Here is a 21,493-nt window from a genome sequence, read left to right as displayed (position 1 = left end):
CCTATTGAATTATTTCTATCTAAATTCTTGACTCCCGTGAAACTTCGTTGTCAGGGGGATAAAAATCGGTAGTAGGTAGTGGGTAGCAGGAATCCGACTACCCACTACCTACTACCTACTACTAAGATAAGAGCACTCCTGAGCGGAGCCTGGAGTTTCTCGTTCCATTTGTTCAACCAGGGAACGAGGGTAAAGGAGGTTCTACCTCCATTGCTGCAAGATCTGAGTACTACCAACGTGGGACAGATTCATGGTAGAGTGTCCACATTATTCTGAGAACCCCCGTTAAATTGGAAAGTTAAAGGCATACCATCCACAAAACCGTTGCCGGACATCGAGTTGATAGAATGAAATGCGCCGTAAGAAATGGTAACTTCCCCGGAAGCATCAGCATTACCAGAGTTAGTCAGTGCGATGGTTAAAGTATCTTCCGTTCGGGAAATTAACTGACCGCCAAACCGTAGTGTGCCAGTACCATCTGCATAAGTTAAGCCTAAATCAACAGTTCCTATTGGTCGAACTATCACTGACGCACGTTCAATAAGTCTAGTCCCGCGCCTACCAATGTTTAGTGTTCCCGTACCCTGCTCAATCAAATTCAGCGCCGATCTCTGTGCTACAACTGGAAAAGATTGGGAAACAGGGATAGCCGCTTGGTTGACCTGCACTCCCAGCCAAGGAAAAACTACACTAGTCAAAACGATCGCCGCTTTCTGAAACTTACTCATTAATCTAACTTCCCCCCATGATTTAACTCTCAGCAAAAGCAATTATAATAACAATCAAGTTCAAGACTAATTTGCCATATTAAAGTTTTAAATTCTACAGTTATAAATGTTCTCTCGCTTTTGACCAAAAATGAGCTATTTAGAAACGACCGCAAAATTTTACACTGAAGTAGCAGAACAACCACAAGTCGGTCTATGTTGCGTGCAAAGTAGCCCCCTGCAATTTCCCGGATTAAAAATTCCTAAACAAATGCAGGAAATGAACTATGGTTGTGGTACTACCGTTCATCCCACAGAATTAGCGGGTGAACCTACTGTAATTTATGTAGGTGTTGGTGGCGGTTTAGAAGCTTTACAATTTGCTTATTTTTGTCGTCGTCCCGGTGCAGTAATTGCTGTCGATCCTGTAGAAGCAATGCGGCAAGCAGCAACTCGGAATTTAGAAATTGCGGCTCAAGTAAATCCCTGGTTTGATGTTAGTTTTGTTGAAATTCGTCCAGGTGATGCTTTTACTCTGCCAGTTGCCGATGCTTCTGTAGATGTAGTAGCTCAAAATTGTCTGTTTAACATTTTTGAACCAGCTGATTTAACTAAAGCTCTCCAAGAAGCTTATAGAGTTTTAAAACCTGGTGGACGCTTAATTATGAGTGACCCCATTGCTACAAGTCCAATTCCCGAACATTTGCGGCAAGATGAACGTTTAAGAGCTATATGTTTGTCTGGTGCGTTAACTTATGAAGAGTATACGCAACACTTAGTTGAAGTAGGATTTGGACAAGTGGAAATTCGTGCCAAACGTCCCTACCGAGTTTTAGATTGTCAAAGTTATAATCTCCCAGAACCGTTAGTTTTAGAAAGTCTCGATTCGGTAGCTTTCAAGGTGTTAATTCCTGAAGACGGGGCTTGTGTTTTTACAGGGAAAACAGCAATTTATGTTGGTGCAGAAGAGTTTTTTGATGACTCGGCTGGACATTTATTACAACGTGGTGTACCCGCAGCCGTTTGTGATAAAACTGCTAGGAAGTTGGGTTCATTACCGGGTAAGGAAATTTTAATTACTGATTCTACTTGGCATTACACTGGCGGCGGTTGTTGTTAATTGCTTCTGCAAGGAAAGGTTAAAGAATTTAGCCAAACCTTTCCTAGTGGAACGGTGCGTTACGTTACCACTAACGCACCCTACCTAAGTTTTGTTACTCTATAATTTAGTCAGGCAATTTCTCGGAAATAACAATGCTTCAGTCTAGTTCGGAAAGGTTAGCAGTGACTAATTTTAGGAAAAAACTAAGTGCGCCATTAACTAAAAATCAAATTAACGTTTTACAAATTAATTTAGGTAAACGCTGTAACCTGGCTTGCAGTCATTGTCATGTGGAAGCTGGGCCAAAACGCACTGAAGAACTTTCCCCAGAAATTTGTGAACAATTAATTGAGTTAATTTATAAGTTTCCCCAAATCAAGATTGTTGATTTAACAGGCGGTGCGCCGGAAATGAATTATGGTTTTAAGCCATTGGTAGCGGCGGCTAAAGAAACAGGGAAACAAGTAATTGTCAGGTCTAATCTCACGATTTATTTTGTTGAAGGGTTTACCGATATTCCCGAATATTGTGCTGAACATCAACTGAGAATTGTTGCTTCTTTACCTTGCTATTTACAAGATAATGTGGATAAAATGCGCGGTAAAGGTGTTTATGATGTTTCAATTCAAGCGCTGCAATGGTTGAATAAGTTGGGTTATGGTAGAGAGCCGCATTTAATTCTGGACTTGGTTTATAATCCGCAAATTCCTAGTACAGAGAAGTTCTCGTTAACTCCGAGTCAGGACAAGTTAGAAAAAGACTACAAAATGTTCTTGCAAGAACATTTTGAGATTTGTTTTAATAGCTTACTCACCATTACTAATTTACCGATCGGCAGAACCAAGCTACATTTAGAACGGCAAAAGCTTTATAGTCCCTATCTACATTTCTTGGAGTCAAATTTTAACCTTGGTACGATCGCACATCTAATGTGCCTTAATGAGTTATCGATCGATTATTTGGGTAACGTTTATGACTGTGACTTTAACCAGATGGAAAACCTAAGAGCAAAAACTCCCGATGGCAAAACTTTGACAGTGGCGAAGTTATTAGCAGCGGGAAGTTTAGATTTAATCGCACAAGTGCAGACAGCAAACTATTGTTATGGTTGTACAGCTGGTTGTGGTTCCAGTTGTGGCGGTGCTTTAGTCGAAAAATAATTTGGCTGAAAGCGGAACTCTCGTAGAGACGTTTCATGAAACGTCTCTACTGAGATAAGAGGACTCCTGAGCGGAGCCTCTATTTCTCGTTACCAGGTTCAACCTGGTAACGAGGGTTGGGAGGTTCTACCTCCATACTCTGCAAGATCTGAGTCTACGAGAGTTCTAGGCAACGCAACTAAGTTAAACCCAAACCTACAATCACCAAGTCTCGTTCTATGCCATCAAGTTCCCCAACACCGGGAAGATAACCCCATTGTCGGAAACCCATTTTCTCGAATAAGCGCAAACTTGGCTGATTATGAGCAAAAATGTAGCCGATTAAAGTTTTAATCCCCAGTGCCGGACTTTTGTCGATCGCAGTTTTTAACAGTTGTCCTCCCACACCACAGCCTCGATGATTTGCCGAAATGTAAATGCTCAACTCTGCCGTGTATCGGTAAGCAGGTCGGTTATAACAAAAAGGTTGGAAACTCAGCCAGCCAACAATTACCCCATCTATTTCCGCCACCCACACAGGTCTACTGTTTGGCGTGTGTTCCCGAAACCAAGTTAGACGACTTTCCACTGTCACAGGCTGAACATCCCCAGCCGCAATCCTTCCGGGAATTGAAGCATTGTATATTTCTACTATTATTGGCAGGTCAGACTCAATGGCATCCCGTAGATTCATAGGAATTTAGAAAAAATCACTAAAAAACATTTGACAAATTCTAAAACAGTTGGCACAATAGAGATCGCGTCGAAAGAGACAACGACAGCGAAAAAAAACGAAAAACACCCAGGGACTGTAGTTCAATTGGTTAGAGCACCGCCCTGTCACGGCGGAAGTTGCGGGTTCGAGCCCCGTCAGTCCCGTTCCTAACATCTAAAATACCCCATACCGTAGGGTGTGTTAGCGCAGCGTAACGCACCATCCCCGATCGATCAATGGGAAATACCGTAGGGTGTGTTAGCGCAGCGTAACGCACCATCCCCGATCGATCAATGGGAACCGTAGGAACCGTAGGGTGTGTTAGCGCAGCGTAACGCACCATCCCCGATCGATCAATGGGAACCGTAGGAACCGTAGGGTGTGTTAGCGCAGCGTAACGCACCATCCCTGATGAATCAATGGGCGACTCAAGTCGCGGCTAAACAAACCAAGTCCGCGAAGGCGGACTATACCACTGTATGAGTCCTGAATTTGTTTAAGCACTTTCCTTTTCTAGTAGCAAAGTTACAGGGCCATCATTGACTATTAAAACATTCATCATTGCCCCAAATATGCCTGTTTCTACTTTGAGTCCGCTTTCGCGTAACTTTTGGACAAAGCGATCGTACAACTCTTTTGCTGGTTGTGGTGCAGCTGACTTATCGAAAGAAGGACGGCGACCTTTGCGACAATCACCATATAGCGTAAATTGACTAATTACCAAAAGTTCTCCGTTAATTTCTTGGATGGATTTCGAGAAGCGATCGCCATTTTCCCCATCAGGAAAAATGCGTAATTCCAAACACTTTCGCACCATCCAATCTAATTCAGTTTCCGTATCATTACTGGAAATTCCCACTAACAAATTTAGTCCTCGCCCAATTTTACCGACAACTTTGCCTTCAATTTCCACTTGAGAAGATTTAACTCTTTGAATCACTACTCGCATAATCTCAATTGAATAAGTAAGAAAGTGCTTGGCAATTTTAGCTAGGCTGAGGCAAAATGTAAATATTAAATAATACTAAAAATTCACCTTGAATGTCATCCTCTATAAGATATGAAATTGGCTTAAATCAATCGATTCAGGAAGAAGATCCAGGCCAAGAATCTCTAAAAGATCGTCAATTGCAGATAATTTTTGAGACGGCACTGGATGGAATGGCGATCGCAGATGACCAAGGCCGTTATCTAGATGTTAACCCCGCTGCTTGTAAATTATTTGGCCCAGAGAGAGATAAACTGCTGGGACGGTACATTTGGGAGTTTGTCGAACCCAGGTTTGATTTCCAAACAACATGGCAAAAACTGCAACAACAGGAAAAAGTGCGGGGAGAGTTTCGCTTCTTTATGCTTGATGGGGAGATTCGCATCGTGGAATATGCAGCCACAGCAAACTTTTTGCCTCATTGCCATCTATTAGTAATGCGAGACATCACACCATGCAAACAAGCAGAGGCACAAGTCGAGAAACTTACCCACCAACTCGCACAAGCCCAAGCTCAACTACGAGAGGCAGGTATTGAACAGGGGAACATAGTTACTGCTGCACAGAGTCATCGCCTCAAACAATTAGCCCAACATATTCCCGGCGTGATTTATCAGTTTCGGATGCGCCCTGATGGAACTTACCACTTTCCCTACGCCAGCGAGGGGGTGCGAGAAATTCATAATGTTTCTCCAGAAGAATTACTGGAGGATGCCTCCAAGGTTTTTACGGTTATTCATCCTGAAGACCTCGATCGCGTTCATCAATCCATTGTCAAATCAGCCTCAGAACTTAGTCCTTGGTATTGTGAATATCGAGTTTGTTTACCTGATGGGCGGATACTATGGTTATTTGGTCATTCTACACCCCAGCTAGAACCAGATGGCAGTATCCTTTGGCACGGTTACATTCGGGATATTAGCGAACGCAAACAAGCTGAAGCCGAACTTCAGGAAATATCAGAACGTTTGTCATTCGCACTCAAGTCTGGGAAAATGGGCTGCTGGGAATGGGACATTGTAGAGAACACCTTAGTTTGGGACGATCGGATGTACGAACTATATGGTGTCACCAAGGATTCTGATAGTAGATTAGCTTATGATATTTGGGCAAGCGGGCTCCATCCTGACGATCGAGAAGCCTCCGAAACATTACTCCAGCAAGCTTTGTTGGGGCAAGCAGAATTCGATTCCGAGTTTCGTGTAGTTCATCCTGATGGCAGCATCCATTTTATTAAAGCATTCGGTCTAGTTCGACGTGATACTCAGGGGAATGCCAAAAAAATGATTGGGCTTAACTTTGATATTAGCGATCGCAAACGTCAAGAACAAGCTCTCCGCTTAATTGTGGAAGCGACAGCCGCCAAAACAGGCGAAGCATTCTTCAAAAGTTGCGTCCAATATCTCGCTCAAGTATTACAAGTGCGTTACGCTTTTATTGCGGAATTTGTTGACTCAGAAAAATTGCTGGTTAGAACTCTAGCATTTTGGACAGGAGACGACTTTGGCGATAATTTTACTTACCATTTGCTCGGTTCTCCCTGTGAGAAAGTTAACACCCAAAATGACCTCTGCATATATCCAAATTCCGTTCAATCCCTTTTTCCTGAAAATAATGATTTAGTAACTTTACAAGCCGAAAGTTACGCGGGTGTGCCCATTGTTGATGCTAATGGTAATCATTTGGGATTGCTGGCAGTTTTAGACACTAAACCGATGGCAGAGGAGATAGCCATGCAGTCAGTCATCTTAAGAATTTTTGCTACTCGTGCGGGTGCAGAAATCGAGCGAATAGAAGCAGAAGCAGTAAAACGATCGGAAATTAAACTGCGACAAAAAACTGAAGAATTAGAAACAACTCTTATACAGTTGCAAGCTACACAACTACAATTAATTCAAGCTGAAAAAATGTCGAGTTTGGGGCAATTAGTAGCTGGTATTGCTCATGAAATTAATAATCCCGTGAATTTTATTTATGGCAATCTTCAATGCGCTACTGATTATGCGAGTAACTTAATTGAGTTAATTCAACTTTACCAAGAGTATTATCCTAGTCCGCCACCAGCAATTTCTGATTTTACGGAAAATATCGACCTAGAATATGTAGTCAGTGATTTTTCTAAGTTACTAATATCTATGAAAAATGGAGCCACACGCATTAGAGATATCGTTAAATCTTTACGAACATTTTCGCGTTTGGATGAAGCCGATTTCAAAGGTATAGATATTCACGAAAATCTTGAGAGTACCTTAGTAATTTTACAAAATAGGTTGAACGGTCGGGCAGGAAATCCAGAAATTCATGTGCAGAGAAATTATGGTAAATTGCCCCTGATTGAATGTTATGGTGGTTTATTAAATCAAGTATTTATGAATTTGTTAGTCAATGCGATCGATGCGATCGAACAACAACGAGAAAGCTTAGAACCTACAGAAAAATCAGATTATCTGGGTCAAATTACGATTAGCACTTCTATCACTTCTGAAAATCAAGTTTTCATCTCCATTCAGGATAATGGTTGTGGGATGAGTCCCCAAGTTCAAGAAAAGATATTTAATCCCTTTTTTACCACTAAACCTGTGGGGAAAGGTACGGGAATGGGATTAGCTATTAGCTATCAAATCGTCACCAAGAATCATCTAGGTGATTTGCAGTGTTTTTCTAGACTCGGACAAGGAACAGAGTTTAGGATGGAGTTACCGATTTGCGATCGGGCTGCAATTTTCAGCCAAAATGTAGCAGTGATTAATAAAGTAGGGACACGGCATAATTAACATTGTTTGTTTTTCCCTTATCTCCCCAACGCCGTGTCCCTACTTGTTATTTCCCAAATCCTTTACCGCGATTTGTGGTGGGAATACAAAGACATTTTTCCAGTTGTCCTTTCAAAGTCTCATGGTCTAAATTTTGTCCAATCAACACCAATTGATTTTTTGGTTCCCCTTTCCAATCTTCATCATCCATTGTGAAACGCTTACCGCATAAGTGGAAAATATGCCGTCTGGGACTTTCATCAAACCAAAGAATTCCCTTAGCGCGAAATACCGTATCTGGCAATTGATTATCTAAGAAATATTGGAACTTCTTAATTGACAAAGGTCGATCGCTAGTAAAAGAAATCGAAGTAAAACCATCATTTTCTAAGTGATCCGAGTGATGATGGTGGTGTTCATGATGGTGATGATCGTGGTCATGATCGTGATGCTCGTGGGTGCAATGACCATGTTCATGATCGCAATTAGAATGGTCATGATCGTGGTCATGATCCTGGTGGTGATGATGTTCGTGGTCGTGCTTTGATTCCTCAGTTTCAAAATATTTATCCGATTCAAATAAACCCACACTGAGAATTAAAGCAAGTGGTACTTGTGAGTTTGTAGTTCGCAGAATTCTTGCGCCTTGTTTAACATCCCTAATCTTTAGTTCCAGCAAATCTAAATCTGCTTCATCCACCAAATCAACCTTGTTTAATAAAATCACATCGCCATAAGCAATTTGATTGTAAGCAGCTTGGGAATTAAACAAATCCAAACTATAATTTGCTGCATCTACTACAGTAATAATTGAATCTAACCGAGTAAAATCGCGCAATTCAGTTCCGAGAAAAGTCAAAGCTACAGGTAGAGGATCTGCCAATCCCGTAGTTTCTACTACTAAATAATCTACCTTGTCTCCCCGTTCCAAAACCTTGTAAACGGCATTAACCAAATCATTATTAATGGTGCAGCAAATACAACCGTTACTTAACTCCACCATGTCTTCGCCAGTGGAGATAATTAACTCATTGTCAATGCCAACTTCGCCAAACTCATTGACGAGAACTGCTGTTTTTAAACCCTGTTGATTAGTTAAAATGTGATTGAGGAGAGTAGTCTTGCCACTACCGAGAAAACCAGTAATAATTGTCACTGGTAAACCTTGTTTCGGGGCATTCATTGCGATCGCTTGATCAGAAGAAGCTGCTGTTTGCATAGCCAAAGTTTCAAAAACGTCGGAAAATGGGAGTGTAACATCAGAGTGCCGAAGCACTAGCTTTAGGATGCTCTCTTGCATCCCACAGCTTTTTCCCTATTATTGCCGATCTATCATTCTCTTGAAATTTGTTATGACCCTAACGCTTTACAACACCCTCACTCGTCGGAAAGAAACCTTTACACCCTTGGAACCGGGAAAGGTGAAAATGTACTGCTGCGGCGTGACGGTGTATGACTATTGCCATTTGGGTCATGCGCGTTCCTACATTGTTTGGGATATGGTGCGCCGCTATTTGCTTTGGCGGGGATACCAAGTTCGCTACGTGCAGAATTTTACGGATATTGACGATAAAATCCTCAATAAAGCACGGCAAGAAGGCTCATCAATGGAAGCTGTAGCCGAAAAATACATCCAAACTTATTTTGAAGATATGGATCGGCTAAATATCATGAAAGCCGATGAATATCCCCGCGCTACTCATACTTTAGATGGAATTAAGCGATTAATTCACGAACTGGAACACAAAGGTTTTGCTTATCCCGCTGCTGGCGATGTTTATTACACTGTGGGGAATTTTTCTGATTATGGCAAACTTTCCGGTCGCCATTTGGCAGATATGCAAGCGGGGGCGAGTGGTAGAGTTGAAGTAGAAGACCCGGAAGCGGCGAAGAAAAAACACCCTTTTGATTTTGCGTTGTGGAAAGCGGCGAAACCGGGTGAACCTGCTTGGGAGTCGCCTTGGGGTGCAGGTCGTCCGGGATGGCATATCGAATGTTCGGCGATGGTGCGTCAATGCTTGGGGGAAACTATTGATATTCATGTGGGTGGTGCTGATTTGGTTTTTCCCCATCATGAAAATGAAATTGCTCAGTCGGAAGCTGTAACTGGTAAGAGTTTAGCTAGCTATTGGTTACACAATGGCATGGTGAATGTTGATGGTGAAAAGATGTCGAAATCTTTGGGCAATTTTACGACTATTCGCCAGTTATTAGATGCGCCAAATGCACCAGAACCAATGGCGGTTAGGTTGTTTGTCATGCAAGCAAATTACCGGAAACCGATCGATTTTACCGCCGAAACAATGGCAGCTGCTCAAAATAGTTGGAATACTTTAAAAGAAGGTTTGCTTTTCGGTTATGAATACGGCAAACAATTAGGTTGGGACGTAGGACAGGCATCCGTAGGACAGGCATCTTGCCTGTCATCCTCAAACCCCAACCCTTACGAACAACGTTTTCAAGAAGCGATGGATGATGATTTCAACTCTCCTGCTGCTTTAGCGGTTTTATTTGAAATTGCGAAAGAATTGGGTAAGGAAGGTAATATCTTAGTCCATGAAGGGAAAACTAAAACTTCTTCCGAAGAGTTAGAAACTCAATGGAAAAGTTTAGTTAGTTTAGCGAATGTTTTGGGTTTAGAAGTTACACCAGAAACGGAAACAGATCGATCAGCTGATGGGTTGAGTGATGCGGAAATTGAGGATTTAATTCAACAGCGACAGGCGGCGCGAAAGGCGAAGAATTTTGCGGAAGGCGATCGCATTCGTGACCAATTAAAAGCTGCGGGAATTACTTTAATTGATACCCCAGAAGGTACTCGTTGGCATCGCAATTGATTACGACTGAAGTCGTTACAACAAACAGGTTGGTTGTGAGGACTTCAGTCCTTTTATTTGGTAAGGGTACGACTGAAGTCGTTACAACAGACAACTAAATACTAATGGTTGTGCCATCAAATTTGGTGAGAGAGAAGTTGAAGTTTTCGTTGTAAGATGTTTTTTGTTCTTGGAGAAGACCGATCGCGATCGCTTCACCCAATTTCACAGATTCAGTGTAATCAGTGCGCCAGTGAACGCCAGCAGCATTGCGACCAATAGAAATATTAGCTGCTAGTTTATTTAACTCACCACCAACTGTTAACTTACCTTTATCTGCACCGTTATAATCAACTAAACAAGTACCATCATCGCTGGCAATGAGGGGATTTTCGATCGGGAAAGATTCATCAAACCATGCTTTTAAAATGGTTACACAAGCACCAGCAACTGTAGCGTGTCCTGCACCATAGGCGGGATGAGTTGGCGAACCTTCGGGAAATGCCATTGGTAACAAATATGTACCGTTATTTGGGAAGTATTTACTCAATAAACCAGTTTGGAGGGAATCTAAGATTTCGCGATCGATCATCGGATACAATTTTCTATCACTTTTTAGATGAAAATGTACCCGACCACCAAATTCTTCCGGGCGCAGTCGGCGATGTACAAACCACTTTTGATACCAGACAGCTTTTAGTGCTCTGGTTGCTACTTCAGTAACCAGACTGAGAATATGTGGTCCGCCAAAAGTACTAAAACCAATTTGATTAACTGAGTCTACATAAGGGTTGCCGCGATCGACAGGAAATTCAAACTTTTTGCCGCCTATTCCTCTCATTTCTAAAGGAACGATACCTGTCATTTTCTTTTCCTTCATTTCTGAAAGTAAGTATAGGCAAGCATTCAAATAAGCTTGATATAAAGCATCAAAATGAACGTAGGTTGCTAAGTCGCGCAAGTTGCGAATAAACAAAGGTTTCTTCTCAAATTCATCTTGACCGCTAGTATCAACGCCGCTTTGTACTTTCCGCCAACAATCTTCATCTGTCATGTAATCTTTGCCAGCTACAGCAGTTTTTTGGCGTTGGTCAATTTTTTGAGTCCCGAAGCGGATATACCCATCTTTTTCCGTTAAATTTAATGCTTTATCGCTATTACCTTTAAGTAGGAATTGAGAAATATAAGGGCCAACTAAATCCCCTGGCGCAAAACCACGAAACAAGGTAGCAGAAGTAACTTTACCATTTTGATCTTTAGGGCCACGAAAATCAGAAAACTCTTTTGTCATCGACTCCGCAGCGAGACTAACCTTTTGCTTAATCTCGTCATTATCTCCGCAGGCATCATTGCTGTCAAAATACTTGCAATGTACATCTCGCAGTAATGCCATCCAATAAAGTTCCCCCATTTCCGCAGAATTTTCGGCACTATCAATGCGAGGTGCTGGTGGAATGGTAACTGCGTGGCAATCTGGCCCTTCTAAATCAAAAGCTAGTCCTGCTTGCGGATTGGTAAATTTGCGAGTTCCTCCCAAAGGGATTTTTTCAAAGTCGTCAGGGTTGCCGCTAGCTAAAGCTTTGAGTAACATTCGATAAGCTTTAGGATCTACCTCGCCTACCTCGCCTAATTCAGGGCGATCGGTGTTGCGAGGTAAACCTTTGGTAAAATTGGCGATATAGTTAAGCTGGTTGTCTGAACTACGATAAGTTGATTCTTCACCATTATTGATTTGTTTGGGGTGCGATCGCAAAAAAGCTTCTTCTGCTGCATCTTGGCGAATTTTCCGCGCTTTAGCACGACGAGTATATGCGTTTTCCATCAATTTTCCAACTCAATTGTAAAGTTAAGCTTGTCTAGTACTTTGCTTTTTACAGAGACAATCGACTTAATTCTGGAAGATTTACAAAACTTTTGATAGTACCCTAACGGGGTACTCTTACTTTAAACTGTTGCCTAAAACTGAATTCCCTAGCATTTGTTAGACCAAGCTTAGTTGCTTTCCCTACCTTATATGGAATACCTAAATGTTTGCTACAGATGCTTGATCCCCCCTAGCCCCCCTTCCCAAGGGGGGAACAAGACTTGCTTTAAAGTCCCCCTTATTAAGGGGGATTTAGGGGGATCTCCGATTTGTTGCATCCTTTTTCTATTGGATATTAGTTGTGGCATTATCATAGAATGGTGGACGTTTTTCTCGGTCTGATTATTTGTGATTAGCTAAATTTTCTAAATTAGTTACCATCTACAAAAAAGGCCCTAGAGAGGAATCCCTCTAAGGCTTAACCAGGGTGCATCTACCACTTACTATTTCCCTAGATATACTTAGTGATCCGGAATGATTTCTTCTGATAAGTCTCAAACTGAAATAAGCTTAGAAAAGGCGATCGCATCTCTACCACCAGCAGTTTACATTGTCGGTGCAGGCCCAGGCGACCCTGATTTATTGACTGTGAAAGCACAGAAAATTTTGGCGCAAGCTGATGTAATCCTATTCGCTGATTCTTTAGTACCAAAGCAAATTTTACAGGGTGTTCGTCCTGATGCAGAAATTATCCCAACGGCGAACAAAACTTTGGAAGATATTTTACCTGTGATGATTTCACGGGTGCAAAATGGTAAATCTGTTGTGCGTCTACATTCGGGAGATCCTTGCCTTTACGGTGCTGTACACGAACAAATCGAAAGTTTAGCAGAAGCTAATATTCCTTTTGAAATAATCCCAGGAATTAGCGCTTTTCAGTTAGCGGCAGCTAAACTCAATGTTGAATTAACTGTACCGGAATTAGTTCAAACTATTATTTTGACTCGGATGAGTGGTAATGCTTCCGCTGTACCAGAAACCGAAGAGTTAGCTTCTTTAGCAGCACATAAAGCGAGTTTGTGTCTTTACTTGAGTGCGCGAATGGTGGAAGCAGCACAAACTAAATTAATGGCACATTATTCTGCTGATACTCCAGTAGCAATTTGTTTTCGTTTAGGTTGGCCCGATGAAAGGATTTTAGTTGTTCCTTTACATCAAATGGCAGAAGTAACTCAGCAAGAAAATTTAATTCGTACTACTCTTTATGTGATTAGTCCGGCGTTGGGTGAGGTGGGGAAAGTGCGATTGCGCGAAGCGCAGCGCCAGAGGCGATCGAAACTTTATCACCCAGAACATTCCCATATTTTCCGACCACAAAGGGGATAAGGGGCAGGGGGGTCAAGGGAGCAGGGGGGCAGAGGTGAGAAAAATTCACAACTCAAAACTCTGTACGGGCAATTCATGAATTGCCCCTACAACTCAAAACTCTGTACGGGCAATTCATGAATTGCCCCTACAACTCAAAACTTTCTGAGTCCCTTTCGATGAAACAGCGACGTTATCTAAAATCAACGTTCCGATGCTAGTTGTTGCTGGCAAGTCTGATATCGCTACCAAACTAGAAGCAAACAAACATATCAGTTTAAAAGTGCCGCGAGGGGAACTGCAAGTATTGTCTCCCCGAGGACAGATGGCACTGATGGAGCGCAATCAACAATTTTCGGACATTGTTCGAGATTTTAGTAATTCTTGCTTAAGTTTAAAAAGCTTTGACTCAATTACCGAATAGACATCTCCAACAAACCTTGTAGAGACGTTATATATAACGTCTCTACAATATATAACGTCTCTACAAGGTTTTCAGGTAATGCACCGTTAATTTCTGGAGATGTCTATTGAAGATAACAACTTGCAACTCACGGGTGGTGCGTTACGTTTCACTAACGCACCCTACAAGTCTTCCCCAGTCCCCAATACTATTAAGTTTTGCAACTTGTTGGTTGCCAGATTTATCCATAGCTATAGAGTGATTAAAGATCAAAATTTGCTGGAACCATTATTCGGCAAGTGTTTGATGGGGAATTGTACTTATTAGAGAATTGGGGAGAATATGAAACTGCTATCGCAAGCTGTGGAATTTGATTTTAATTTGCTGAGAAAGTACGATCGCTCAGTACCAAGATATACAAGTTATCCACCTGCAACGGAATTAAAAGAAGATTTTCAGGAAATTGATTTTAAAGCAGCGATCGCAGTTGGTAATTACAAAAATACTCCTTTGTCGCTGTATTGTCATATTCCTTTTTGTGAGTCTCCCTGCTATTTTTGCGGTTGTAATACGGTGATTACGCAACGTAAAGAAGTAGCAGAACCTTATTTAGATTATATTGGGCGTGATATTGAAAGAATTGCGGAGTTAGTTGATCGCGATCGGCAAGTTCAACAACTTCATTGGGGTGGTGGTACGCCTAATTATTTGTCTCCTCAACAAGTTGAAAAACTTTGGACTAAGATTAATAACCATTTTAAATTAGCTTCGGAAGCCGAAGTTTCGATCGAAGTTAATCCCCGTTTTTTAGCGAGAAATTATATTTTTCATTTGCGCGATTTGGGATTTAATCGGATTAGTTTTGGGATTCAAGATTTTGATCCTAGAGTGCAGGAAGCAGTTAATCGTATCCAAACAGAAGCAATGTTGTTTGAAGCAATGGAATGGATACGAGAGGCAGGTTTTGAAAGTGTCAATGTAGATTTAATTTATGGATTGCCTTATCAAACATTGGAGACTTTTGAAAATACGATTTTAAAAACTCTGAAACTCAATCCCGATCGCATTGCTGTTTTCAATTTTGCTTATGTACCTTGGAGCAAGCCAATTCAGAAAAAGTTGCCACAAGATTCCTTGCCATTAGCTTTAGAAAAACTGAGTATTTTGCAAATGACAATTGAAGAATTAACCGCTAATGGTTATGTATTTATTGGCATGGATCACTTTGCTAAACCTGATGATGAATTAGCGATCGCGCAAAGAGAAGGAGAACTACACCGGAACTTCCAAGGATACACTACCAAACCAGAATCAGATTTACTAAGTTTTGGCATGACATCTATTAGTATGCTGCAAGATGTTTATGTGCAAAATCACAAGCGTTTGAAAAGGTATTATCAAGCAATTGATAATCGAGAATTTCCCATTGAACGAGGTGTTAGGCTGACTAAAGATGACATTATCCGTCGCACTATCATTATGGAATTAATGTGCCAATTCCAACTTGACAAACATGATGTTGAAGAGAAATATCATCTCAGCTTTGACATGGATTTTGAAGAGTACTTTGCTCAAGAACGCTACGATTTACGCTTGCTAGAAGCAGACGGATTAATTCACATTTCGCACAATAAAATTCAAGTCACACCAAATGGCAGATTATTGATTAGAAACATTGCTTCAGCTTTTGATAAATACTTAAGAAACCAGCAAATTGGACGTTTTTCTAAAGCAGTTTAATTTGGGGGTAGGGGCGATTCATGAATCGCCCCTACCCCAGTCCCTAACTCAGATCTTGCACCAGTCCCAAAATTCGCCTGCGAATCAATTCGCTTTTCTTATAGCTAAACTCCTCTATCATAGGACTAAAAACTTAGTATTCAAAAGCGTTCAGTCCATTAAAATGGACTTGAGCTATTAGCCTGGGACTTGAGTCCCAGGCGGGCTAAAACGCAGATGCAAGATAGAAGCTAATCCCCAGTCCCCAGTCCCGATTTCCTAACTCTTTGGAGGTCTAAAAATGCGGATTTTATTAATTCAACCCAATTACCATTCTGGAGGCGCTGAAATTGCCGGAAATTGGCCTTCAAGTTGGGTTCCTTATGTTGGTGGAGCATTAAAAACAGCGGGCTTTACTGACATTGAATTTGTTGATGCGATGACTTATTATATCGAGGATGATGAATTAGGAAACATCATTCGCGATCGCCAACCGGATGTAGTTCTGGCAACAGCAATTACACCGATGATTTATAAGTCGCAAAGTACGCTGAAATTAGTCAAACAAATTTGCCCTAATGCGAAAACAATTATGGGCGGCGTTCACCCGACTTATATGTATCGGGAAGTATTAGCAGAAGCACCTTGGGTAGATTATATTATCCGGGGTGAAGGAGAAGAAATTACGGTTAATTTATTGCGTGCGATCGCTAATGGTACAGATGAACAAGACCGCCGCAATATATTAGGAATTGCCTTTTTGGAAGAAGGCAAAATTGTTGCTACACCAGCCCATCCACCAATCAAAGATTTAGATACTCTTACCCCTGATTGGAGTTTACTTAACTGGGATAATTACATTTATACACCTCTGAATACTAGAGTTGCTGTTCCTAATTATTCGCGGGGTTGTCCTTTCCGGTGTCGCTTTTGTTGTCAATGGAAATTCTGGCGGAAGTATCGTTCGCGATCGCCCAAACATTTCGTTGATGAAATTGAATATTTGGTGAAAGAATATCAAATTGGCTTTTTCATTTTGGCGGATGAAGAACCGACGATCAACAAATCGCGATTTATTGCTTTGTGTAATGAATTGATCGATCGCAACTTAGGCGTTCATTGGGGAATTAACACCAGAGTCACCGATATTTTGCGAGATGAAAAAGAACTACCGCTTTATCGCAAAGCTGGATTAGCTCACGTTTCATTAGGAACCGAAGCAGCGGCTCAATTAAACCTTAATTTGTTTCGTAAAGAAACTACGATCGCAGATAATAAAAGAGCAGTACAACTATTGCGAGAAAACGGCATTTTAGCCGAAGTACAATTCATCATGGGATTGCCCAACGAAACGCCAGAAACGATCGAAGAAACCTACCGGATGGCGCGAGATTGGAAAGCAGACATGACCAACTGGAATATGTACACGCCTTGGCCTTTTTCCGAACTGTTTCAAGACTTAGCTGATAAAGTTGAAATCCGCGATTATTCTCATTACAACTTTGTCACGCCAATCATTAAACCAGATAACATGACTAGGGAAGAAGTGCTCAAAGGGGTACTTCGCAATTATGCCCGTTTTTATTCTTGGAAGTTTCTAGAATATTGGTTTGAAAAAGATTCGTTTAAGCGGCGTTATTTACTCGGCTGTTTGTGGGCTTTTGTGAAGACAACACTTAACAAACGATTCTATAATTTGAGCCGCGTCAAACAAAAAGGTTTACAAACAGAAATTGAATTTGGTTTCGATGAATCTAAGATTTTGAGTGCCGAACAAATGGCACAATTGAAACAGGAAAGATTAGCAGATATTGACTCTTTAGGAACAATTTCAGCTTGTGGCGCACCCAATGAGGTATCAGAAGGTAGTAGCTATACCAAAGCTAAACAACAGCATGAAATGATTCAAGTTGCTGTTATTGAAGATGATGAACAAACTCGGATTAATTTGCGGGTTAATTTGCGGGCGCAAGATGGGATAGAAGTTGCTAGTGAAGCGACAAATGCAGAAACAGGGTTAGTGCTATTGGAATCGATCGATGTAGATGTAGCGGTTGTAGATAGCACTTTACCTGATATGGATTTAAAGAAGTTTATTCGCAATGCGCGTAAAGTTCAAGCCAATTCTTACGTTATTCCATCAAAAATTCTGGTGTTGGTAAACCCTGAACAACCATCAATTCTAGATACTTTAGCTACTGGAAACGATGCGTTTTGTGCAGATGGATTTTGTGCCAAAGATGGAAACATGGAAAAATTAGCAGAAGCGGTGCGAATCATGCACAAAAAAGGGAAATATCAAGACCCAACACTTGCTCATCTTAGAATAGAATTGTCGGTCTAAAAAGGGTTTTGTTGTAGAGGAAAATAATGTAGGGGTAATTCATGAATTACCCCTACATTATTTTCCCCTACGATGGTTGCTAGGTTAGGTGCGTGATTTACGATTAATATCTTTAATTTTCATCTGAGATGGATGATTTTCATCTAATTCCCACTGCATTGGATTATTAACAATATATTCACGGATCTTCTGACAATCTTCCTCACTACGAATAATATGTTCATAATAATTGCGCTGCCAAAATGCTCCTTCATTTTCCCTAATTTGATTAATAGCCTTAGCTGCTAACATTTTAAATCGCCCTACCACTTTCGGTAAGAGCATTTTTCTCCGATCTTTTTCATCATAAACATCTAATGCTTCATAAAACTCTGCTGAATCTTCGGATTTCTCAAGTAGTAGAATTGCATGAAAATGATTTGGCATTATTACATATTCATCTAAATAAATATCTGGCACTTGATTGGGCAAATCTTCCCAAACATCTCTGACGATTTCACCATACTGATTTAAAATCAACTGTCCATTCTGAATTTCTCCTAACAAGCATTCACGATTCCGCACGCAAATTGTCACAAAATAAGCCCCATCAGCAGAATAATCATAACCATGTAATCTAACAGAACGGCGATTCCGTGTAATGGATTTTGACATAATTTTTATCAGCTTGTTGTTGTCATCTTTGTAGGGTAATATTGTAGGGGTAATTCATGAATTACCCCTACAATATTACCCTACGGTAGGGGTAATTCATGAATTATCCCTAGCACAGCCAACGGCATAGTACGATCGCACTTGTAATCGAAAACCCTAGTTTTGGGAACTGGGGTAGGGGCAATTCATGAATTGCCCCTACGACTGGGATTTCTTGGAAATCAATCATTTCACGAATTAATCAGGTTTACTTATCACAATAAATAAGAGACAGCCTGTTTTTCCTGAAGAACATTGAGCTAAATTAGCGAGAAAGGAACCTAGTTTATCAATCCCCAACTATGAGTGCTACTAAAATTGACTCAGTTGTTGCCATTCGCCAGTTTACTTTAGCCGTGTTCTATAACGCATCTACCGAAGCATGGCAGTTTCGCATTCTCAGTCCCGGTGGAGAAGTGTTTGGATTGAATAAAATTTACTTTTCACCAGAAGCGGCGTTAAAAGCTGGATTAGAGTGGATTGGTACAGGAAGTTAACACAAGTAAGCCATGACAAATCAAACAATAAAGCTCGATCAATTTTTAAAGTTAAAGGGAATCGCGTCAACTGGGGGACAAGCAAAGTTGATGATTCAATCAGGTGAAGTAAAAGTAAATGGTAGCCCAGAAACGCGACGTGGACGACAATTAGTGAAGGGCGATCGCGTCACCGTAGCAGGTCAAAGTTTTACCGTCGAGTTATAATTTGCTCTCTCGTACTTGTGGTGGAAAACCTTATTTTTAGGGACTGGGGATTGGGGAAACTAATTGATGAGATTTCAAATCAAAATTAACTTCCCCGACTCAAGCAGAAGTTGTCGGGGATCTTGGTTGGATATCAGTTGAGAGTTAGGCAAATAGCCCTGCTGGATTAGCTGTTGTAGTCAAGATATTTTCTAGCAAAGTAGGTGATAGATTGGGATTGGCACTTAAAATCAAAGCAGCAGTTCCCGCTACATGAGGAGCAGCCATTGATGTCCCAGTTTTAGTTTCATATCGGTCAAAATCAGATGTGGAATAAACATCTACTCCTGGTGCAACTACATAATCGATCGGTAAACTACCAGCATCGTTAGAAAAATTAGCGATAATATTATTGCGATCGACTGCGCCAACAGTAATGCCAAAATGAGTAGCATAACGACCGGGATAAGTAGTGGCAAAACCATTATTATTTCCGGCTGCTGAAACAACAACAACACCTTTTTCCACAGCATATTTAATAGCTTCTGCTGTTTTGGGAAAAGACGAAGAACCACCCAAGCTTAAGTTGATTATATTTGCCCCGTTATCAGCAGCATAACGAATTCCCGCCGCAATATCTTCATCAAAAGCTCCCCCATTTAACACTGTATCGAATACGTTTACTGGCATAATTTTGGCATTAAAAGCTACTCCTGTTGCACCAAAATCGTTATTTTCTGCGGCAATTATTCCTGCTACATGAGTACCGTGTCCATCTAAATCTATGGGAAGGTTATCGTCAAAGACAAAATCCCAACCGCGAATATCATCAATATAACCATTGCGATCGTCATCAATTCCGTTTCCCGCAATTTCATCTACATTAACCCAAATATTGTTATCTAGGTCAGGGTGGAAGTAGTCAACTCCAGTGTCTATAACTGCCACGACAATTCCCTGTCCAGTGTAACCTTTTTGCCAAACTTCTGGAGCTTTGATCGCATCCAATCCCCAATTATCACCACCTAAATTGGCAACATCTGGAAAAGTGCTTTGTCCAGTTGCTTTAGCGACGGCGGCGGCGGCATTTAATAGACCATATCCGAATGTAGTATTAAAAGAAAATGGGGAATATTTACGTCTTTCAGCCAAACCATTAACTAACAAATGTTCCCATAACTGACGGTTACTTAAAGAGGCTAAATCACGATTGCTAGACTTATAAAAATTGAGGTCAACAAAGGGGGAAAATATGCGTCCTTCATTGATACCAGACTGGTATAAATGGTCAAATAACTGGCGATTATTTAAAGTAGCTAAATCGCCATTACTCGCTTGATAAAATTTGAGGTCGATAAATCTAGAAAAAGCTCGTCGTTCATTCAAACCAAAAGTAGCGAAGTGTTCTAAAAGTTTCGGTTTACTAAAGTTTAATCTGGCTAAGTCAGGGTTACTATCTTCGTAGAATTTTAGGTCTACAAAGGGTGAAAATCTCCGCCCTTCTGACAAACCCAAATTAGCCAAATGGTTGAAAAGTTCGGGATTTCCTAAGTTTCTTAGATCGCGGTTACTAGAGCGATAAAAATTTAAGTCGATGAAGGGTGAAAACGATCGCCCCTCTGCTATGCCAGCATTTCTCCAGTGTGCAAAAGCTTGTTGATTGTTCAAGCTAGCTAAATCGGGATTCTGAAATCGATAAAAATCAGCGTTAAATAGACTATTTAGCGCAGTGGAAGTAGACATAGATGATTCCCTCAAGAATTGACTAAAAAGCAAGTTGTAAATCTTGACTTAATCTCTAATATGTCTGAAGGAATGTTACTTATGCAGTTTGCTCTTCCAAATCTACTATTAATATTTTTTATGCAGTCAAAACTTATGTAGCTGTTGCTGTGTCACACCACAAAATGAAATGCGATCGTCGTTCTAATTACCAAAACATTGAGACTCGATCGCGCTTAAGCAATTATTAACAAATTTTTTTATTTCGTCAATGCACAGCTTTTATTTTGTGAATAAATTTAATTACAATTAACGTATTCTGCTATACTTTATGATTTTTTGCTAAGACTATGAATAATAATTGGCTATTTCGGGTTAATGGGGAAAAATGTTCATTATTGTTACAAACTAGGGAAACGGTGCGTTAGGCACGGGAACTTATTTATGGGTTGAAATGCTGAATTTATCGCCCGTGCCTAACACACCCTACATTTAAATAAGATTTTGTTATCACCATAAATCCGGGAGAGCCTAATAATT

At 40.8% G+C, this 21,493-nt stretch carries 17 protein-coding genes, 1 tRNA gene and 1 pseudogene; 12 read left to right on the top strand and 7 right to left on the bottom strand.

All coding sequences use genetic code 11. The annotated features are described in order from the left end of the window. Positions 1-248 precede the first annotated feature (248 nt). Positions 249-728 carry a hypothetical protein gene (locus ACE1CC_RS35345; protein ID WP_413275115.1) on the bottom strand — a complete coding sequence of 160 codons (480 nt, stop codon included), beginning with the start codon at positions 726-728 and terminating at the stop codon, positions 249-251. A gap of 130 nt (positions 729-858) precedes the next feature. Between ACE1CC_RS35345 and arsM the strand changes: the two genes are divergently transcribed. Both arsM and arsS read left to right on the top strand, forming a co-directional pair. After that, positions 859-1,827: an arsenosugar biosynthesis arsenite methyltransferase ArsM gene (gene arsM / locus ACE1CC_RS35340; protein ID WP_413275114.1), complete on the top strand. Its 969-nt coding sequence runs from the start codon at positions 859-861 to the stop codon at positions 1,825-1,827. A gap of 134 nt (positions 1,828-1,961) precedes the next feature. Further along, a complete protein-coding gene (gene arsS, locus ACE1CC_RS35335; protein WP_413275113.1) occupies positions 1,962-2,969 on the top strand; it encodes an arsenosugar biosynthesis radical SAM (seleno)protein ArsS in 1,008 nt (335 codons plus the stop codon). Positions 2,970-3,147: 178 nt separating this feature from the next. Here arsS and ACE1CC_RS35330 read toward each other — a convergent pair whose 3' ends face one another. Further along, positions 3,148-3,642 (bottom strand): GNAT family N-acetyltransferase, encoded by a 495-nt coding sequence (locus ACE1CC_RS35330; protein WP_413275112.1) that lies wholly within the window; start codon positions 3,640-3,642, stop codon positions 3,148-3,150. Between the two features lie 111 nt (positions 3,643-3,753). Between ACE1CC_RS35330 and ACE1CC_RS35325 the strand changes: the two genes are divergently transcribed. Further along, a tRNA-Asp gene (locus ACE1CC_RS35325) sits at positions 3,754-3,827 on the top strand. A gap of 332 nt (positions 3,828-4,159) precedes the next feature. Here the strand turns inward: ACE1CC_RS35325 and dtd are convergent. Beyond that, positions 4,160-4,612 (bottom strand): D-aminoacyl-tRNA deacylase, encoded by a 453-nt coding sequence (dtd, locus tag ACE1CC_RS35320; RefSeq protein ID WP_413275111.1) that lies wholly within the window; start codon positions 4,610-4,612, stop codon positions 4,160-4,162. 92 nt (positions 4,613-4,704) lie between these two features. On the opposite strand from dtd, the pseudogene ACE1CC_RS35315 reads away from it, so the two are divergent. Both ACE1CC_RS35315 and ACE1CC_RS35310 read left to right on the top strand, forming a co-directional pair. After that, positions 4,705-5,115, top strand: a pseudogene (locus ACE1CC_RS35315) (PAS domain S-box protein); the annotation flags it as partial. After that, positions 5,089-7,425, top strand: a complete 2,337-nt coding sequence (locus ACE1CC_RS35310; RefSeq protein ID WP_413275129.1) for a sensor histidine kinase — start codon at positions 5,089-5,091, stop codon at positions 7,423-7,425. The pseudogene ACE1CC_RS35315 and the gene ACE1CC_RS35310, both read left to right, overlap by 27 nt. A 46-nt stretch (positions 7,426-7,471) precedes the next feature. On the opposite strand, the gene ACE1CC_RS35305 is transcribed toward ACE1CC_RS35310, so the two are convergent. Next, positions 7,472-8,623, bottom strand: a complete 1,152-nt coding sequence (locus tag ACE1CC_RS35305) for a CobW family GTP-binding protein (RefSeq protein WP_413275128.1) — start codon at positions 8,621-8,623, stop codon at positions 7,472-7,474. Positions 8,624-8,756: 133 nt separating this feature from the next. Here ACE1CC_RS35305 and cysS point away from each other — a divergent pair, with 133 nt between their 5' ends. Beyond that, positions 8,757-10,241, top strand: a complete 1,485-nt coding sequence (cysS, locus tag ACE1CC_RS35300) for a cysteine--tRNA ligase (protein ID WP_413275110.1) — start codon at positions 8,757-8,759, stop codon at positions 10,239-10,241. Between the two features lie 94 nt (positions 10,242-10,335). Here the strand turns inward: cysS and ACE1CC_RS35295 are convergent, their stop codons facing one another. After that, complete coding sequence (locus ACE1CC_RS35295; RefSeq protein ID WP_413275109.1) at positions 10,336-12,042, bottom strand: vanadium-dependent haloperoxidase; 1,707 nt, start codon at positions 12,040-12,042, stop codon at positions 10,336-10,338. 516 nt (positions 12,043-12,558) lie between these two features. On the opposite strand from ACE1CC_RS35295, the gene cobM reads away from it, so the two are divergent. The 4 genes from cobM (at position 12,559) to bchE (ending at position 17,855) form a co-directional block, all read left to right on the top strand. After that, a complete protein-coding gene (cobM, locus tag ACE1CC_RS35290) occupies positions 12,559-13,410 on the top strand; it encodes a precorrin-4 C(11)-methyltransferase (protein WP_413275108.1) in 852 nt (283 codons plus the stop codon). Between the two features lie 193 nt (positions 13,411-13,603). Next, positions 13,604-13,813: an alpha/beta fold hydrolase gene (locus ACE1CC_RS35285; protein ID WP_413275107.1), complete on the top strand. Its 210-nt coding sequence runs from the start codon at positions 13,604-13,606 to the stop codon at positions 13,811-13,813. Positions 13,814-14,134: 321 nt separating this feature from the next. After that, the gene (gene hemN / locus ACE1CC_RS35280) at positions 14,135-15,532 is read left to right on the top strand and encodes an oxygen-independent coproporphyrinogen III oxidase (RefSeq protein WP_413275106.1); all 1,398 of its coding nucleotides are present in this window, start codon (positions 14,135-14,137) and stop codon (positions 15,530-15,532) included. Positions 15,533-15,812: 280 nt separating this feature from the next. Continuing rightward, positions 15,813-17,855 carry a magnesium-protoporphyrin IX monomethyl ester anaerobic oxidative cyclase gene (gene bchE, locus ACE1CC_RS35275; RefSeq protein WP_413275105.1) on the top strand — a complete coding sequence of 681 codons (2,043 nt, stop codon included), beginning with the start codon at positions 15,813-15,815 and terminating at the stop codon, positions 17,853-17,855. Between the two features lie 84 nt (positions 17,856-17,939). Here bchE and ACE1CC_RS35270 read toward each other — a convergent pair whose 3' ends face one another. After that, positions 17,940-18,509, bottom strand: coding sequence for a transposase (locus ACE1CC_RS35270; protein WP_413275104.1), 570 nt, complete (start codon positions 18,507-18,509; stop codon positions 17,940-17,942). A 341-nt stretch (positions 18,510-18,850) separates the two neighbouring features. On the opposite strand from ACE1CC_RS35270, the gene ACE1CC_RS35265 reads away from it, so the two are divergent. Continuing rightward, positions 18,851-19,045, top strand: a complete 195-nt coding sequence (locus tag ACE1CC_RS35265) for a hypothetical protein (protein WP_413275103.1) — start codon at positions 18,851-18,853, stop codon at positions 19,043-19,045. 12 nt (positions 19,046-19,057) lie between these two features. Further along, positions 19,058-19,252, top strand: a complete 195-nt coding sequence (locus tag ACE1CC_RS35260; RefSeq protein ID WP_413275102.1) for an RNA-binding S4 domain-containing protein — start codon at positions 19,058-19,060, stop codon at positions 19,250-19,252. A 144-nt stretch (positions 19,253-19,396) separates the two neighbouring features. On the opposite strand, the gene ACE1CC_RS35255 is transcribed toward ACE1CC_RS35260, so the two are convergent. Beyond that, positions 19,397-20,974: a S8 family peptidase gene (locus ACE1CC_RS35255; protein WP_413275101.1), complete on the bottom strand. Its 1,578-nt coding sequence runs from the start codon at positions 20,972-20,974 to the stop codon at positions 19,397-19,399. Between the last annotated feature and the right edge of the window lie 519 nt (positions 20,975-21,493).

It is taken from the genome of Floridaenema aerugineum BLCC-F46 (genome assembly GCF_041929345.1).
Lineage (GTDB): Bacteria > Cyanobacteriota > Cyanobacteriia > Cyanobacteriales > Aerosakkonemataceae > Floridanema > Floridanema aerugineum.
This window is presented reverse-complemented; position numbering and strand designations above follow the sequence as displayed.

Excerpts from the sequence above, each read along its gene's own strand:
- ACE1CC_RS35305 (WP_413275128.1), bottom strand. The coding sequence starts at position 8,623 with ATGCAAACAGCAGCTTCTTCTGATCAAGCGATCGCAATGAATGCCCCG.
- ACE1CC_RS35330 (WP_413275112.1), bottom strand. The coding sequence starts at position 3,642 with ATGAATCTACGGGATGCCATTGAGTCTGACCTGCCAATAATAGTAGAA.
- ACE1CC_RS35255 (WP_413275101.1), bottom strand. The coding sequence starts at position 20,974 with ATGTCTACTTCCACTGCGCTAAATAGTCTATTTAACGCTGATTTTTAT.
- arsM (WP_413275114.1), top strand. The coding sequence starts at position 859 with ATGAGCTATTTAGAAACGACCGCAAAATTTTACACTGAAGTAGCAGAA.
- ACE1CC_RS35260 (WP_413275102.1), top strand. The coding sequence starts at position 19,058 with ATGACAAATCAAACAATAAAGCTCGATCAATTTTTAAAGTTAAAGGGA.
- hemN (WP_413275106.1), top strand. The coding sequence starts at position 14,135 with ATGAAACTGCTATCGCAAGCTGTGGAATTTGATTTTAATTTGCTGAGA.
- cysS (WP_413275110.1), top strand. The coding sequence starts at position 8,757 with ATGACCCTAACGCTTTACAACACCCTCACTCGTCGGAAAGAAACCTTT.
- ACE1CC_RS35270 (WP_413275104.1), bottom strand. The coding sequence starts at position 18,509 with ATGTCAAAATCCATTACACGGAATCGCCGTTCTGTTAGATTACATGGT.
- ACE1CC_RS35295 (WP_413275109.1), bottom strand. The coding sequence starts at position 12,042 with ATGGAAAACGCATATACTCGTCGTGCTAAAGCGCGGAAAATTCGCCAA.
- cobM (WP_413275108.1), top strand. The coding sequence starts at position 12,559 with ATGATTTCTTCTGATAAGTCTCAAACTGAAATAAGCTTAGAAAAGGCG.
- bchE (WP_413275105.1), top strand. The coding sequence starts at position 15,813 with ATGCGGATTTTATTAATTCAACCCAATTACCATTCTGGAGGCGCTGAA.
- ACE1CC_RS35345 (WP_413275115.1), bottom strand. The coding sequence starts at position 728 with ATGAGTAAGTTTCAGAAAGCGGCGATCGTTTTGACTAGTGTAGTTTTT.
- ACE1CC_RS35285 (WP_413275107.1), top strand. The coding sequence starts at position 13,604 with ATGCTAGTTGTTGCTGGCAAGTCTGATATCGCTACCAAACTAGAAGCA.
- ACE1CC_RS35265 (WP_413275103.1), top strand. The coding sequence starts at position 18,851 with ATGAGTGCTACTAAAATTGACTCAGTTGTTGCCATTCGCCAGTTTACT.
- arsS (WP_413275113.1), top strand. The coding sequence starts at position 1,962 with ATGCTTCAGTCTAGTTCGGAAAGGTTAGCAGTGACTAATTTTAGGAAA.
- ACE1CC_RS35310 (WP_413275129.1), top strand. The coding sequence starts at position 5,089 with ATGCGAGACATCACACCATGCAAACAAGCAGAGGCACAAGTCGAGAAA.
- dtd (WP_413275111.1), bottom strand. The coding sequence starts at position 4,612 with ATGCGAGTAGTGATTCAAAGAGTTAAATCTTCTCAAGTGGAAATTGAA.